This window comes from Pseudomonas sp. JQ36 (assembly GCF_053851495.1).
Genome location: NZ_CM132642.1, coordinates 3,490,309 through 3,505,673, shown reverse-complemented (window position 1 = coordinate 3,505,673; position 15,365 = coordinate 3,490,309). Strand labels below are relative to the sequence as shown.

12 protein-coding genes and 1 pseudogene are annotated in these 15,365 nt (G+C 59.7%); 10 read left to right on the top strand and 3 right to left on the bottom strand.

Going from position 1 to position 15,365, the window contains the following annotated elements:
• Positions 1-332: 332 nt before the first annotated feature.
• On the top strand, positions 333-1,427 hold the full coding sequence (gene apbC / locus ACS4NR_RS15690; RefSeq protein ID WP_027612056.1) for an iron-sulfur cluster carrier protein ApbC: 1,095 nt from the start codon (positions 333-335) through the stop codon (positions 1,425-1,427).
• Between the two features lie 131 nt (positions 1,428-1,558).
• Here the strand turns inward: apbC and ACS4NR_RS15685 are convergent, their stop codons facing one another.
• Positions 1,559-2,317 (bottom strand): SDR family oxidoreductase, encoded by a 759-nt coding sequence (locus ACS4NR_RS15685; protein WP_136492797.1) that lies wholly within the window; start codon positions 2,315-2,317, stop codon positions 1,559-1,561.
• 164 nt (positions 2,318-2,481) lie between these two features.
• Between ACS4NR_RS15685 and ACS4NR_RS15680 the strand changes: the two genes are divergently transcribed.
• From ACS4NR_RS15680 to groL, 4 genes are all read left to right on the top strand, one after another.
• Complete coding sequence (locus ACS4NR_RS15680) at positions 2,482-3,213, top strand: HugZ family pyridoxamine 5'-phosphate oxidase (RefSeq protein ID WP_095136964.1); 732 nt, start codon at positions 2,482-2,484, stop codon at positions 3,211-3,213.
• A 65-nt stretch (positions 3,214-3,278) separates the two neighbouring features.
• Positions 3,279-3,755, top strand: a complete 477-nt coding sequence (locus ACS4NR_RS15675) for an FxsA family protein (protein ID WP_034153496.1) — start codon at positions 3,279-3,281, stop codon at positions 3,753-3,755.
• Positions 3,756-4,013: 258 nt separating this feature from the next.
• Positions 4,014-4,307 carry a co-chaperone GroES gene (locus tag ACS4NR_RS15670; protein WP_064383823.1) on the top strand — a complete coding sequence of 98 codons (294 nt, stop codon included), beginning with the start codon at positions 4,014-4,016 and terminating at the stop codon, positions 4,305-4,307.
• Between the two features lie 50 nt (positions 4,308-4,357).
• The gene (gene groL, locus ACS4NR_RS15665; protein WP_007964008.1) at positions 4,358-6,004 is read left to right on the top strand and encodes a chaperonin GroEL; all 1,647 of its coding nucleotides are present in this window, start codon (positions 4,358-4,360) and stop codon (positions 6,002-6,004) included.
• 217 nt (positions 6,005-6,221) lie between these two features.
• Here groL and ACS4NR_RS15660 read toward each other — a convergent pair.
• Positions 6,222-6,401 (bottom strand): annotated as a pseudogene (locus ACS4NR_RS15660) (hypothetical protein); the annotation flags it as partial.
• A gap of 146 nt (positions 6,402-6,547) precedes the next feature.
• On the opposite strand from ACS4NR_RS15660, the gene colR reads away from it, so the two are divergent.
• The 5 genes from colR to ACS4NR_RS15635 all read left to right on the top strand — a co-directional run bounded on the left by colR (position 6,548) and on the right by ACS4NR_RS15635 (position 10,262).
• Positions 6,548-7,231 carry a two-component system response regulator ColR gene (gene colR, locus ACS4NR_RS15655; RefSeq protein ID WP_041068401.1) on the top strand — a complete coding sequence of 228 codons (684 nt, stop codon included), beginning with the start codon at positions 6,548-6,550 and terminating at the stop codon, positions 7,229-7,231.
• Positions 7,221-8,495, top strand: coding sequence for a sensor histidine kinase (locus tag ACS4NR_RS15650; protein WP_204895247.1), 1,275 nt, complete (start codon positions 7,221-7,223; stop codon positions 8,493-8,495). The genes colR and ACS4NR_RS15650 overlap by 11 nt, the downstream gene beginning before the upstream one ends.
• 150 nt (positions 8,496-8,645) lie before the next feature.
• Positions 8,646-9,314 (top strand): class I SAM-dependent methyltransferase, encoded by a 669-nt coding sequence (locus ACS4NR_RS15645; protein ID WP_095136968.1) that lies wholly within the window; start codon positions 8,646-8,648, stop codon positions 9,312-9,314.
• Positions 9,315-9,318: 4 nt separating this feature from the next.
• Positions 9,319-10,032 carry a lipopolysaccharide kinase InaA family protein gene (locus tag ACS4NR_RS15640; protein ID WP_456017833.1) on the top strand — a complete coding sequence of 238 codons (714 nt, stop codon included), beginning with the start codon at positions 9,319-9,321 and terminating at the stop codon, positions 10,030-10,032.
• A gap of 2 nt (positions 10,033-10,034) precedes the next feature.
• Positions 10,035-10,262: a hypothetical protein gene (locus ACS4NR_RS15635; protein WP_095136970.1), complete on the top strand. Its 228-nt coding sequence runs from the start codon at positions 10,035-10,037 to the stop codon at positions 10,260-10,262.
• A 2,075-nt stretch (positions 10,263-12,337) separates the two neighbouring features.
• Here ACS4NR_RS15635 and ACS4NR_RS15630 read toward each other — a convergent pair.
• On the bottom strand, positions 12,338-15,364 hold the full coding sequence (locus ACS4NR_RS15630; RefSeq protein WP_456017832.1) for a multidrug efflux RND transporter permease subunit: 3,027 nt from the start codon (positions 15,362-15,364) through the stop codon (positions 12,338-12,340).
• Position 15,365 lies beyond the last annotated feature (1 nt).

Sequence of the window (15,365 nt, the reverse complement as noted above, 5' to 3'; positions counted from 1 at the left end):
GTGGGGCTTCGCTACTTGATGAAACGGAGGTCGGCCACTATAAAGCGCTGGCGCATATTTTTCACCCTGTGCACCTGTTTCCGGATGCGGCCACTGCAATAACTGGATGGACTGACCGCAATACATTGTGGCGAGGGAGCTTGCTCCCGCTGGGTGGCGAAGCCGCCCCATCCCGGCAATGTCGGATAGCCTGATTGCGCCTGCTGCGCAGTCGAGCGGGAGCAAGCTCCCTCGCCACAAAGTCGAGTCAAAGCATAAATCGCCTGACCACAAATCAATCTGCGGGGTACGATACCCGCCATCTTTTCCCAGTCTTGTTATCGGAGTTGCCCATGAGTGCCGTCACTCGCGCAGCGGTGGAAGCCGTCCTCAGCCAATACACCGACCCCTACCTGAACCAGGACCCGGTCAGCGCCGGTTGCGTGAAGCACATCGAGATCGTCGGTGATCGCGTCAATGTGCAGCTGGAAATCGGTTACGCCGCCGGTCTGTTCAAGAGCGGCTGGGCGCAGTTGCTGCAACTGGCCATCGAAAACCTCGATGGGGTGACGATCGCCAAGGTCGAGGTCAACAGCGTGATCGCCGCGCACAAGGCCCAGGCGCAGATCCCGGGGCTGGCCAACGTCAAGAACGTGGTCGCCGTGGCTTCGGGCAAGGGCGGCGTGGGCAAGTCGACCACTGCAGCCAACCTCGCGCTGGCGCTGGCCCGCGAAGGCGCCAAGGTGGGGATTCTCGACGCCGACATCTATGGCCCGAGCCAGGGCATCATGTTCGGCATCCCGGAGCGCACCCGCCCTGAGGTCAAGGATCAGAAGTGGTTCGTGCCGCTCAAGGCCCATGGTGTGGAAGTCATGTCGATGGCGTTCCTGACCGACGACAACACGCCGATGGTCTGGCGCGGGCCGATGGTCTCCGGCGCGCTGCTGCAACTGGTTACGCAAACCGCGTGGGGCGATCTGGATTATCTGGTCATCGACATGCCGCCAGGCACTGGCGACATCCAGCTGACCCTGGCGCAGAAAGTCCCGGTGGCCGGTGCGGTGATCGTCACCACGCCGCAGGATCTGGCGTTGCTGGACGCACGCAAAGGCGTGGAAATGTTCCGCAAGGTCAACATTCCGGTGCTGGGCGTGGTGGAAAACATGGCGGTGCACATCTGCTCGAACTGCGGACATGCCGAGCATCTGTTCGGTGAGGGCGGTGGCGAAAAACTGGCGACCCAATATGGCGTCGAACTGCTGGCTTCGCTGCCACTGTCGATGCTGATCCGCGAGCAGGCCGATGGCGGCAAGCCAACGGTGATCGCCGAACCGGACAGCCAGATTGCCATGGTCTATCAGGAACTGGCCCGCCACGTCGGCGCGCGCATTGTGTTGCAGGAAGCGGCGACACCGGCGATGCCTAATATCAGCATCAGTGACGATTGATCAATCGGTAACGCTGAAAACCTGTAGGAGTGAGCCTGCTCGCGATAGCGGATTAACATTCAACGAAAATGTTGAATGAATGACCGCAATCGCGAGCAGGCTCACTCCTACAGTTGGTTTTGAGGTGGCGCTTAGATACGCAACCCGCCATCCATCTCCAGAATCCGCCCGGTGTAGTAGTCGTTCTCGAAGATGTACGCCGCCGAATGGGCGATCTCTTCCGGCTTGCCCATGCGCTTGAGCGGGATTCCCGAGGTCATCTTCTCCAACGCTTCCGGCTTCATGCCCAGAGTCATCTCGGTTTCGATGAAGCCCGGCGCAATGCCTGCCACACGAATACCGTAACGCGCCAGTTCCTTGGCCCAGGTCACGGTGGCTGCGGCCACGCCAGCCTTGGCGGCAGAGTAGTTGGTCTGGCCGACGTTACCGGCACGGGAGATCGAGGAAATGTTGATGATGGCGCCGCTGTTCTTCAGCTCGACCATTTTCGCCGCGACTTCACGGGTGCAGAGGAACACGCCGGTCAGGTTGACGTCGATCACTGCCTGCCACTGGGCCAGACTCATCTTGGTCATTTCGCCGTCCTTGACCTTGAGCAGCAGGCCGTCACGCAGGATCCCGGCGTTGTTGATCAGGCCATGGATCGCGCCGAAATCTTCGGCGACCTGGGCGACCATGTGCTCGACTTGTTCTTCAATGGCCACATTGCACAAATAGCTGCGCGCCTCGACGCCCTTGGCCTTGCAGGCCGCGACCGCGTCGTCGAGTTTTTCCTGATTGAGGTCGACCAGCGCGAGCTTCGCGCCTTTGCCGGCGAAATACTCGGCCATGGAGCGGCCCAAACCCTGGCAACCGCCGGTGATAATGATTACTTTGTCGTTGAGTTGCATTCGCATGCCCCGATAGCCGGTCTGAGTGGTTTTTGTTATTGGCGACGCTCGATCCGTACCGGTTATGGCCAGATTGCACATGAGCATTGCCCGATGGCGTGACCGGGACTTATCCCCAGGCGCCTGTCCGTTTTTTCGACGGATTCTATTTAAGGAGTCATAAATTGAGCGTTGAAGCGGCCAAGAATGCCCGAGAATTGCTTCTCAAGGAATACCGTGGCGTATTGTCCACTCACTCCAAATCGATGCCCGGTTTTCCGTTCGGCTCGGTGGTGCCGTATTGCCTGGATGACCAGGGCCGCCCGCTGATCCTGATCAGCCGCATCGCCCAGCACACCCACAACCTGCAGAAAGATCCGAAATGTTCGCTGCTGGTGGGTGAGCGCGAGGCCGACGACGTGCAGGCCGTTGGTCGCCTGACCTATCTGGCCGAAGCGCAGAAGCTTGAAGACCCGGCTGCCATCGAAGCCGCCGCCGAGCGTTATTACCGGTATTTCCCCGACTCGCAGAACTACCACAAGGCCCACGACTTTGATTTCTGGGTGCTCAATCCGGTGCGGCACCGCTACATCGGCGGTTTCGGCGCGATTCACTGGGTCGATCAGCTGACCTTGGCCAATCCGTTCGCCGGCAAGGCCGAAGTCAGCATGGTCGAGCACATGAACAGCGATCACGCCAAAGCCATCGCGCATTACGTGGAACTCAGCGGCCTACCGAAAACCGTCCCGGCGCAACTGGCCGGAATCGACAGCGAAGGCATGCACCTGCGCATCGGTCAGGCGTTGTACTGGCTACCGTTTCAAGCACCTTGTCATACGCCGATACAAGTGCGCGAAGCCTTGGTTTCTCTGGCTCACGCCGAGGTCTGGCCAAAAAATGCGGTGACCGACGCTTGAATTCACGAAAGGGCGACGTCATCTAAGGCTTACTGCAAGGCATTTCTTGCGTTGAGGAATCTTTGATGCGCCCTTTTTTGTTGCTCTTTCTGCTGTTTCCGGTGCTGGAGCTGTTCGTATTCGTCAAAGTGGCAGGGGCGATCGGGTTTTTCCCGGCCCTGCTGCTGATCATTCTCGGCTCGATGTTCGGTGTGTTCGTACTGCGCGTCGCCGGTCTGGCCACGGCACTGCGTGCCCGTGAAAGCCTGAATCGCGGTGAATTGCCCGCGCAGACCATGCTTGAAGGCCTGATGCTCGCCTTGGCCGGTGGCCTGTTGATCCTGCCGGGCTTCATCAGCGACGTGGTCGGTCTGGTGATGCTGTTGCCATTCACCCGTCGTCTGCTGGCCAATAAAATGCGTCAGCGCGCCGAAGAACAGGCGATGCGTCAGCGTGCCTTTGCCGACGACCTGCAACCCCGTGGCGGTCCTGCACCGCGCCAGCCTCTGGGCCGCGAGGGTGATGTGATCGAAGGCGAGTTCGAACATCGCGACAGCAAGTAACCCCTGCATCGACACGGCACCTTCGGGTGCCGTTTCTTTATGCGCGGCATTCAAGGGGCAACCGATGAAAAATTTTCTGCCCTCGCCCTTGTAATAAGCATATGCGCCCTTATGTATCGGTCACCGAAAGGTTTCCGGCATTTGAGTCGGACAGACTTCCGCGGCTCGCTCGACGAACCGCAACCGGCGCAGGCCGGATTTGTTAAACCCGCCGGGACTACACCGGCCGATGAAAACCACAATTAGGAGAGATCGACAATGAAGCTTCGTCCTCTGCATGACCGCGTCGTCATCCGTCGCAGCGAAGAAGAAAAGAAAACCGCTGGCGGTATCGTCCTGCCAGGTTCGGCTGCTGAAAAAGCCAACCACGGTGTGATCGTCGCTGCAGGCCCGGGCAAGACCCTGGAAAACGGTGAAGTGCGTCCGCTGGCCGTTAAAGTCGGCGACAAGGTTGTGTTCGGTCCTTACTCCGGCAGCAACACTGTGAAAGTCGACGGCGAAGACCTGCTGGTAATGGCTGAGAACGAGATTCTCGCTGTACTGGAAGGCTGATTTCCCCGCTCATTTTCCCGTTACTACAAAGTATTTAAGGAATATCGATCATGGCTGCTAAAGAAGTTAAGTTCGGCGATGCCGCTCGCTCCAAGATGCTCAAAGGCGTCAACGTTCTGGCTGACGCGGTAAAAGCGACCCTGGGCCCGAAAGGCCGTAACGTGATCCTCGAGAAGAGCTTCGGCGCTCCGACCATCACCAAGGACGGCGTTTCCGTCGCCAAAGAAATCGAACTCGAAGATCGCTTCGAAAACATGGGCGCGCAGCTGGTCAAAGACGTTGCCTCCCGTGCCAACGATGACGCTGGTGACGGTACTACCACCGCTACCGTTCTGGCTCAGTCGATCGTCAACGAAGGCCTGAAAGCCGTCGCTGCCGGCATGAACCCGATGGACCTCAAACGCGGTATCGACAAAGCGACCATCGCCATCGTCAAAGAGCTCAAAGCCCTGTCCAAGCCATGCGCTGACACCAAGGCCATCGCTCAGGTAGGTACCATCTCCGCCAACTCCGACAACTCCATCGGCGACATCATTGCCGAAGCCATGGAAAAAGTCGGTAAAGAAGGCGTGATCACCGTTGAAGAAGGCTCGGGCCTGGAAAACGAACTGTCGGTTGTAGAAGGCATGCAGTTCGACCGTGGCTACCTGTCCCCGTACTTCGTCAACAAGCCGGACACCATGGTTGCCGAGCTCGACGGCCCGCTGATCCTGCTGGTCGACAAAAAGATCTCGAACATCCGCGAAATGCTGCCAGTGCTGGAAGCCGTTGCCAAAGCCGGCCGTCCACTGCTGATCGTTGCCGAAGACGTTGAAGGCGAAGCCCTGGCGACTCTGGTTGTGAACAACATGCGTGGCATCGTCAAGGTTGCAGCCGTCAAGGCTCCAGGCTTCGGCGACCGTCGCAAGGCCATGCTGCAGGACATCGCCGTTCTGACCGGCGGTACCGTGATCTCCGAAGAGATCGGTCTGAGCCTGGAAAGCACCACCCTGGAGCACCTGGGTAACGCCAAGCGCGTGACCCTGTCCAAGGAAAACACCATCATCGTTGACGGTGCTGGCGTACAAGGCGACATCGAAGCACGTATCGCTCAGATCCGCGCCCAGGTTGCCGAAACTTCCTCGGACTACGACCGTGAAAAACTGCAAGAGCGTCTGGCCAAGCTGTCCGGCGGCGTTGCAGTGATCAAGGTTGGCGCTGGTTCCGAAGTTGAAATGAAAGAGAAGAAGGCTCGCGTTGAAGACGCCCTGCACGCAACCCGTGCAGCCGTTGAAGAAGGCGTGGTACCTGGCGGTGGCGTTGCGCTGATCCGTGCTCTGGAAGCTCTGACCGAACTGACCGGCGACAACGCTGACCAGAACGTCGGTATCGCTGTACTGCGTCGCGCTGTTGAAGCGCCGCTGCGCCAGATCGCTGCCAACTCCGGTGACGAGCCAAGCGTAGTCGTCAACGAAGTGAAGAACGGCAAAGGTAACTTCGGTTACAACGCTGCTTCGGGCGAATACGGCGACATGATCGAAATGGGCATCCTGGACCCAACCAAGGTAACCCGTTCCGCTCTGCAAGCTGCAGCCTCGATCGGCGGTCTGATCCTGACCACCGAAGCAGCTGTTGCTGATGCACCGAAGAAAGAAGGCTCGGCTGGCGGCGGTATGCCAGACATGGGCGGCATGGGTGGCATGGGCGGCATGATGTAAGCCAGCCTTGACCCTGTAACGCAAAACCCCGCCTGCGATGAGCCGGCGGGGTTTTTTATTGCCTTCGATTTGTCGTTGGCGCTATACCGAGGTGCGCCCATCGCTGGCAAGCCAGCTCCCACAGGTTTAGCGCAATCCTTGTGGGAGCTGGCTTGCCAGCGATGGCGTCAGATCAGTCGACACAAAGCTTGACTGACCTGACCTGAACCACCGTCGGTTACTGTTGGCTGACCTGGACAGTGCTGTCCTTTGCCGGCTTCCAGCTCAATAACAGCTGTTTGAAATCATAACTGGCGGTCTGGTAGTAGGAGATCGCCCGGTCGACCAGCGGATCGTCACTGCTGACCCGCGATTCGCGGCTTTCAGTCAGCGCATCGTCATGCCGACGCAGGCCAGGTTGTGAATCGATGGTGAAAACTTCGTTGTTTATTTGATTTGGTCGGGCAAGTGGACTTGCGCGCATGCGGGCCCTAGCCCTGAACCGGCGATGGCCTTAAGCTGCGCGGGCCATGACGGCCGTCACTGTGTACGGAGGAGATGCCAATGCGAATTCTGTTGGTCGAAGACAACCGCGATATCCTGGCCAATCTGGCCGATTACCTGGGGCTCAAAGGCTATACCGTCGATTGCGCCCAGGACGGCTTGTCGGGCCTGCACCTGGCTGCCACCGAGCATTACGACCTGATCGTGCTCGATATCATGCTGCCGGGAATCGACGGCTACACCCTGTGCAAGCGTCTGCGTGAAGATGCCCGGCGTGACACGCCGGTGATCATGCTCACTGCCCGTGATCAACTGGACGACCGTCTGCAGGGCTTCAAGTCCGGGGCTGATGATTACCTGGTCAAACCGTTTGCGCTGTCCGAGCTGGCGGCGCGGGTCGAGGCGGTCATGCGCCGGACTCAGGGTGGCGGCCGTCGTGCGCTGCAGGTCGGCGACCTGTCCTATGACCTCGACACGCTGGAAGTGACCCGCGAGGGCAAGTTGCTCAAACTCAACCCGGTCGGCCTCAAGCTGCTGGCGGTCTTGATGCAGAAGAGCCCGCACGTCCTGCGGCGGGAAATTCTCGAAGAAGCGCTGTGGGGCGATGACTGCCCGGACAGCGACAGCCTGCGCAGCCACGTCCACCAATTACGTCAGGTGATCGACAAACCATTCGCCAAGCCGTTGCTGCAAACCGTGCACGGCGTGGGTTACCGCTTGGCCGAGGGGCGTGATGGAGTTTAAGCAAAGCCTTTCCCAGCGGATCATCATCGCCTTTGCGCTGATGAGTGCGCTGGTGGCCGGGGCCTTCGCCATGGGCATTGTGGCGACCGTGCACCTGGTGGAGGAAAAACTCATTTCGGCGGGACTGGGCGGCGACCTGCAGCGCCTGCTGCTGATGGACAACGTCTCGGACTGGAGCCATCGCCCGGAACCGGATCAGTTGTTCTATTTCAGCGGCGGGCCGGGTGATTTCGAACTGCCCAAGGATCTGCGTCACCTCGATGCCGGCTTCCACGAAGTGTTCCGCGAGCAGCTGTCGTATCACGCGATGGTCGAAATCGTCGACGGTCGTCGTTACGTGTTGCTGCAGGATCAAAGCGATTTCGAAGAGCGCGAACGCGTGCTGTTCGCTGTGGTGCTGGTCGGCTTTGTGCTCAGTCTGGCGCTGGCGGTGTTCCTCGGCTGGGTATTGGCGCGCAAGGTCATGGCACCGGTGGTGCGCCTGGCGCGACAAGTGCGGCATCGCGATCAGTTGCTGGGGTTGGCGCCGCCACTGGCCCCGGATTATGCGGCTGATGAAGTCGGTGAACTGGCAGTGGCGTTCGATGCCACGCTTGGTCGTCTGCGTCAGGCGTTGACCCGCGAGCGGCTGTTCACCAGCGACGTCAGCCACGAACTGCGCACGCCGTTGATGGTGCTGGCCAGTTCCTGCGAACTGCTGCTGGAAAACCCGGGGCTGGATCAACGCGGCCGGGCTCAGGTCGAGCGAATTGCCCGAGCCAGCGAGGAAATGCGCGAACTGGTGCAGACCTTCCTGATGCTTGCCCGCGCCCAGCGTGAAGACGCCGGCTCCGCGCCGCAGCAGAACCTTGCCCAAGTGGCCGACGGACTGCTGAGTATCTGGCGCGAACCGATCGAATCGAAAGGGCTGCAACTGTTGTTCGAGCCGGGCAACCCGCCGGACACATGCTTCAACGCCACCCTGCTCGGCGCGGTCATGGGTAATCTGCTGCGCAACGCCTGCCACTACACCGAACACGGATTCATTCGCCTGACACTCATCGACCACGGTTTCATCGTCGAAGACTCGGGCGTCGGCATTCCCGAGGAAAAGCGCGAAGCCATGTTCCAGCCCTTTGTGCGTGGTAATGAAAAGCGCGGCGAAGGCCTGGGCCTGGGCTTGTCGCTGGTGCAGCGGATCTGCGAGAACCAAGGCTGGGAAGTGAGGTTGAGTACTGTGGAACCCAATGGTTGCCGTTTCGAGGTGACGCTGGGGCTGCGCTGACAATAGTTGATGGCCCCGCGCTATTGCTTTCTCCCTGTAAAACCCTGTAATACTTCGCCGGTTTACCTGACGTAATTTTCACAAAGGGACGACCTGACGCTGACATGCCTCTACCTATGGTTGGGGCATCAGTTATTCAGGAGTTCCGCAATGAGCAGACCGATCAAGCTCGATTTTTCCGAAAAGTATGATGACCAGCATGCACAAAAATATTTGCGCAAGCACCAGCACGGTTTAGGTCGTCGGTTGTCTCATTGGCGCGACGAGCAGTTGGCCCGCAAGGCGTTGACGCTGGCAGGCGAGCCGGGGCTGGTTCTGGATCTGCCATGCGGTGCAGGGCGTTTCTGGCCGTTGCTGGCGGAAAAGCCCAACCGGGTGATCATTGGCGCGGACAACTCCGAATCGATGATCAAGACCGCGATGCAGGCGCAACCGGCCGACGTTGTGAAACGGGTACAACCTTTGCACACGTCAGCGTTCGACATTGCTTTGCCCGATAACGCCGTCGACAGCATTTTCTGCATGCGTTTGCTGCACCACATCGGTGAAGCCGAGCATCGACGGGCGATTCTGCGCGAATTCGAACGTGTCACCCGGGACAGCGTCATCATTTCGTTGTGGGTAGACGGTAATTTCAAGGCCTGGAAACGCAAGCGCGCCGAACAGCGGCGTGGGCAGGAGGGTTACCAGAACCGGTTTGTGTTACCGGCTGTGACAGTAGAAAAAGAATTCGAAGCGGCAGGTTTTCGCATTCAGGAACAACTGGATTTTATTCCGCTCTATGCCATGTGGCGGGTCTACGTATTACGCAAGAGGTAACAGGATGGCGGTGCAAATAGCAGCCGAAACGGAAGTCGCTCCCCAGGATCGCTTCGATTACTACTGGAACCAGCGTGGTGAATGGGTTGAAGAACCCAACGTGCGCCGGGGCGGGGAAAGTGGTGTGCAACGAGTCGTGGGCAGTGACGGCCAGTTACTGTATGCCAAGCGCCAGACCGGACATATCTATCGCAGTTGGCTGCACCCATTTGGTCGGCCGACAGTCTTGCGTGAGCTGGATGCGCTGACCGGTGTCAGCCGTCTCGGTGTGCGTGTACCGCAAATCGTGTTCTGCGGCGCGCAGCCCGATTCGCAGTACAAGTGGCGTGCGCTGCTGGTGACCAAGTCGCTGGACGGTTTCGACGAACTGGAAAAGTGGGAAGCCGCCGGCGGCCGTGCCCAATATGGCGAAGCGGTTTACGAGCGCGTCCTCAAAGACCTGGCCGAAAACCTCGCGCGCATGCACAAGGGCCGTTGGCAGCACAGCTGCATCTACATCAAACACGTTTTTGTACGGGTGACCGGCGAAGGTGATTCGGCACAGGTCGAAGTGGCATTGATCGATCTGGAGAAATGCCGTCAGCGTCTGACCGCTTATCGCGCCGCCTCCCATGACATGAAGCAATTGCGGCGCCATTCGTCGTTCAGCGATACGGACTGGAAAAAACTCGTCTACTTTTACGAGACGGCGTTTGGCAGCGCTATCAAAGGTTTATAGCGATGAAACTCGAAATTGCACGAGGTTTGTTTCTGGTTGGAGCCTTGGCAGTTGCTTCATTGGCGGTGGCAGCCTGGGAGCAGCCCCGCATGCAGGTGATCGGTGCTACCACAGGCGATGCTCACTGCGCAGTACCACGGGTGGCGAAAGCCTCCGTGGCCACTCAACCTGATCATGATTTATTGCTGTTCATGTTCGGACTTTCTCAAGGGATGAGGCCACAGAGTTGAACCGATTGAAGCCAAAATGAAAGGCCTCGCAGTTGCGAGGCCTTTTTTATTGCGGTCTTCCAGGGATCACATCATTCCCCTGTGGGAGCGTCGATGGATGGCAGATTTGTGGCTGGCCGCTCCCACCGGGGATTGCTGGCGGGTGAAGAATTCGGGGCTGGCCACGATCAAGGGTGGGAGTGGGCTTGCTCACGAAGGGGCCGGCACATTCAGTGTTGCGGTTGACTGACCTGACGCCTTCGCGAGCAAGCCCGCTCCCACAAGGGAGCGTCGAAGGATGGCAGATTTGTGGCTGGCCGCTCCCACTGGGGATTGCTGGTGGATGAAGAATTCGGGGCAGGCCGCGATCAAGGGTGGGAGTGGGCTTGCTCACGAAAGGGCCGGCACATTCAGTGTTGCTGTTGACTGACCTGACGCCTTCGCGAGTAAGCCCGCTCCCACAAGGGAGCGTCGATGGATGGCAGATTTGTGGCTGGCCGCTCCCACTGGGGATTGCTGGCGGGTGAAGAATTCAGGGCTGGCCACGATCAAGGGTGGGAGTGGGCTTGCTCACGAAGGGGCCGGCACATTCAGTGTTGCTGTTGACTGACCTGACGCTTTCGCGAGCAAGCCCGCTCCCACAAGGGAGCGTCGATGGATGGCAGATTTGTGGCTGACCGCTCCCACCGGGGATTGCTGGCGGGTGAAGAATTCGGGGCTGGCCACGATCAAGGGTGGGAGTGGGCTTGCTCACGAAGGGGCCGGCACATTCAGTATTGCTGTTGACTGACCTGACGCCTTCGCGAGCAAGCCCGCTCCCACAAGGGAGCGTCGAAGGATGGCAGATTTGTGGCTGGCCGCTCCCACTGGGGATTGCTGGTGGATGAAGAATTCGGGGCAGGCCGCGATCAAGGGTGGGAGTGGGCTTGCTCACGAAGGGGCCGGAACATTCAGTATTGCTGTTGACTGACCTGACGCCTTCGCGAGCAAGCCCGCTCCCACAAGGGAGCGTCGATGGATGGCAGATTTGTGGCTGGCCGCTCCCACCGGGGATTGCTGGTGGATGAAGAATTCAGGGCTGGCCACGATCAAGGGTGGGAGTGGGCTTGCTCACGAAAGGGTCGGAACATTCAGTATTGCTGTTGACTGACCTGACGCCATCGCGAGCAAGCCCGCTCCCACAAGGGAGCGTCGATGGATGGCAGATTTGTGGCTGGCCGCTCCCACTGGGGATTGCTGGTGGATGAAGAATTCAGGGCTGGCCACGATTAAGGGTGGGAGTGGGCTTGCTCACGAAGGGGCCGGCACATTCAGTACTGCTGTTGACTGACCTGACGCCTTCGCGAGCAAGCCCGCTCCCACAAGGGAGCGTCGATGGATGGCAGATTTGTGGCTGGGCGCCCCCACTGGGGATTGCTGGTGGATGAAGAATTCAGGGCTGGCCACGATCAAGGGTGGGAGTGGGCTTGCTCACGAAAGGGCCGGCACATTCAGTGTTGCTGTTGACTGACCTGACGCCTTCGCGAGTAAGCCCGCTCCCACAAGGGAGCGTCGATGGATGGCAGATTTGTGGCTGGCCGCTCCCACTGGGGATTGCTGGTGGATGAAGAATTCAGGGCTGGCCACGATCAAGGGTGGGAGTGGGCTTGCTCACGAAGGGGCCGGCACATTCAGTGTTGCTGTTGACTGACCTGACGCCTTCGCGAGTAAGCCCGCTCCCACAAGGGAGCGTCGATGGATGGCAGATTTGTGGCTGGCCGCTCCCACCGGGGATTGCTGGTGGATGAAAAATTCAGGGCTGGCCACGATCAAGGGTGGGAGTGGGCTTGCTCACGAAAGGGCCGGCACATTCAGTGTTGCGGTTGACTGACCTGACGCCTTCGCGAGCAAGCCCGCTCCCACAAGGGATCGTCGATGGATGGCAGATTTGTGGCTGGCCGCTCCCACCGGGGATTGCTGGTGGATGAAGCATTCGGGGCTGGCCGCGATCAAGGGTGGGAGTGGGCTTGCTCACGAAAGGGTCGGAACATTCAGTATTGCTGTTGACTGACCTGACGCCTTCGCGAGCAAGCCCGCTCCCACAAGGTAAATCGCTGTTATTTCGGATCGGGTTTCGCCAATAGGGTGTAGATGCACGGCAGCACGAACAGCGTAAACAGGGTGCCGATCGACATCCCCGTTGCAATCACGGTGCCGATATCGAACCGGCTCACGGCACCCGCACCGGTCGCCAGAATCAGCGGCACCATGCCGAACACCATCGCCGCCGTGGTCATCAACACCGGGCGCAAGCGGATTGCCGCCGCTTCTTCGACTGCTTCGCGCGCGGTAAGGCCTTTGTCCTTGCGTAACTGGTTGGCGAATTCGACGATCAGGATCCCGTGCTTGCTGATCAGCCCGATCAGGGTCACCAGCCCGACCTGGGTGTAGATGTTCATGCTCGACCAGCCAAGGAACAGCGGAATCAACGCTCCACAGATCGACAGCGGCACCGTCACCAGAATCACCAGCGGATCACGGAAGCTCTCGAACTGCGCCGCCAGCACCAGGAAAATGATCGCCAGCGCCAGGGCGAAAGTTACCCACAGTGCGCTGCCCTCCTGTACGTACTGGCGTGAAGCGCCGCCATAGTCGAAGGCAAAACCGGCTGGCGCTTCTTCCCGGGCAATCTGCAGTACGGTGTCAATGGCCTCGCCCATGCTGACCAACGGGAATCCGGAAATTTTCGCCGCGTTGAGTTGCTGGAACTGGTTGAGCTGGCGCGGTCGCGCCCGGTCGCTGACCTTGATCAGGGTCGACAGCGGCAGCAGCTCACCCTGGGTGTTCTTCACGTAGTAGTTGTTCAACCAGCCGGGGTTATCGCGAAACGGTCGCTCGACCTGGGCAATCACCTTGTAGCTGCGGCCTTCAATGGTGAAACGGTTGATTTCCGCCTCGCCCAGCAGCGTCGCCAGGGTACTGCCGAGGTCAAGCATCGACACACCCATCTGCGCGGCTTTGGCACGGTCGATATCGACCACCACTTCCGGCTTGTCGAACGCCAGATCAAGGTCGACGAAGGCGAACTTGCCGGACTCCATGGCGCGTTTCTTGATCCGGTCGGCCACTTGCAGCAACAACTCGTAGTCGTTGGCAGTGTTGACCACGAATTCGAACGGCAAACCTTCACCGGTGCCGGGCAGGGAGGGCAGGTTGAAGCCAAAGATCTGCAAGCCCGGGATGCCTTCCAGTTTGCCCTGCACCTCGGGCAGGATCTGCATCTGCGTGCGACTGCGCTCGTTCCACGGCTTGAGCAGGAAGCCGCCGATGCCCGCTTGTACGCCGTTGTAGCCGTTGATCTGGAACGAGGAGTAGTACTCCGGGAACTCCTTGAAGATCTTGATGAATTCGTCGGTGTAGGTGCTCAGGTAATCAAGGTTGGTCGGCTGTGGGGCCGTGGCCATCATGAAAATAATGCCTTGGTCCTCATCCGGTGCCAGTTCCGACTTGGTGAACTTGAGAAACACCGGGATCAGGCACAACACGATCACCGCGAACACCAGCACCACCGGCCGCGTATGCAATGTGCCGTGGAGCATGCTCTGGTAGCGGCGCTTGAGACCGTCGAAAATGCGGTCGAGGCGGTGCGCCAGGCCACTGGGGTTTTCTTCGTGGCGCAACAGCAGGGCGCACATCATCGGCGACAGGGTCAGGGCGACGACCCCGGAGATCACCACGGCACCGGCCAGGGTCAGGGCGAACTCCTTGAACAAGGCCCCGGTCAGTCCGGTGAGGAAGCCGATCGGCGCATACACCGCCGCCAGGGTGATGGTCATCGACACCACCGGCATGGCGATTTCCCGCGCACCTTCCAGTGCGGCTTCCAGCGGCGTCTTGCCTTCCTCGATGTGTCGGTGAATGTTCTCCACCACCACAATCGCGTCATCCACCACCAGACCGATGGCCAGCACCATCGCCAGCAGGGTCAGCAAGTTGATCGAATAGCCCATCATCTGCATGAAGAACATCACGCCGATCATCGACAGCGGGATGGTCACCACCGGGATCACCACCGAGCGCAGCGCGCCAAGGAACAGGAACACCACGACGATGACGATCAGCACCGCTTCGAACAGGGTTTTCACCACTTCATCGATCGAGGCCTGAATAAACAGCGTGGCGTCGTAGGCGATCTCGCTCTTGAGGTTGGGCGGCAGCTGCGCTTCCAGTTCCGGCATCAGCTTGCGCACTTCCTTGATCACATCCAGCGGGTTGGCCCCGGGCGTGGCCTTGATGCCGATGTACACCGACGGCGTGCCGCCGAATGAACTGATCGAGTCGTAGTTTTCTGCGCCCATCTCGACCCGCGCGACATCGCTGAGCAGCACGCGGCTGTCGCCACTGACCTTGAGCGGAATCGCGGCGAAGGCTTCGGCGGACTTCAGTTCGGTATTGGCGTTGATGCTGGTGACCACGTACTCGCCTTTCACCTCGCCAGCGGCGGAGAGGAAGTTGTACTGGCGCACCGCGTTGGTCACGTCGCTGGCGCTGAGGCCGAAACCGGCGAGCTTCACCGGGTCGAGCCACAGGCGCATGGCAAACACCTGATTGCCGAGAATCTCCGCCTCGGCCATGCCCGGCAGGGTCGCCAGTTTCGGCTGGATCACCCGCGACAGGTAGTCGGTGATCTGCGGGTTGCTCAAGTCCTTGCTGAAGAAGCTGATGTACATCAGCGCCGAGGCGTCAGCCGACTCCTTGCTCAGTACCGGGTCTTCGGCGTCCTGCGGCAGTTTGTTTTTCACCTCGTTGGCCTTGGCCAGCAGCTCGGTGAACAGACGGTCGGTGTTGGAACCGATGCGCGCGTAGATCGAGATCACCGAGAAGTTCTGCCGGCTGACCGAGGTCATGTAGTCGATGCCTTCGGCACTGGCCAGGCTTTGCTGCATCGGTTGGGTGATGTAGCCCTGAATGGTCTCGGCGTTGGCCCCGGGGTAGGCGGTGGTCACCGTGATCAGGGCGTTTTCCATTTGCGGGTACTGGCGCAGCGGCAGCTTGCTCCAGGCCTGGAAACCCAGCAGCACAATCAGCAGGCTGACCACGGTGGCGAGCACCGGGCGGCGGATGAACGGATCGGTAAAAGCCATG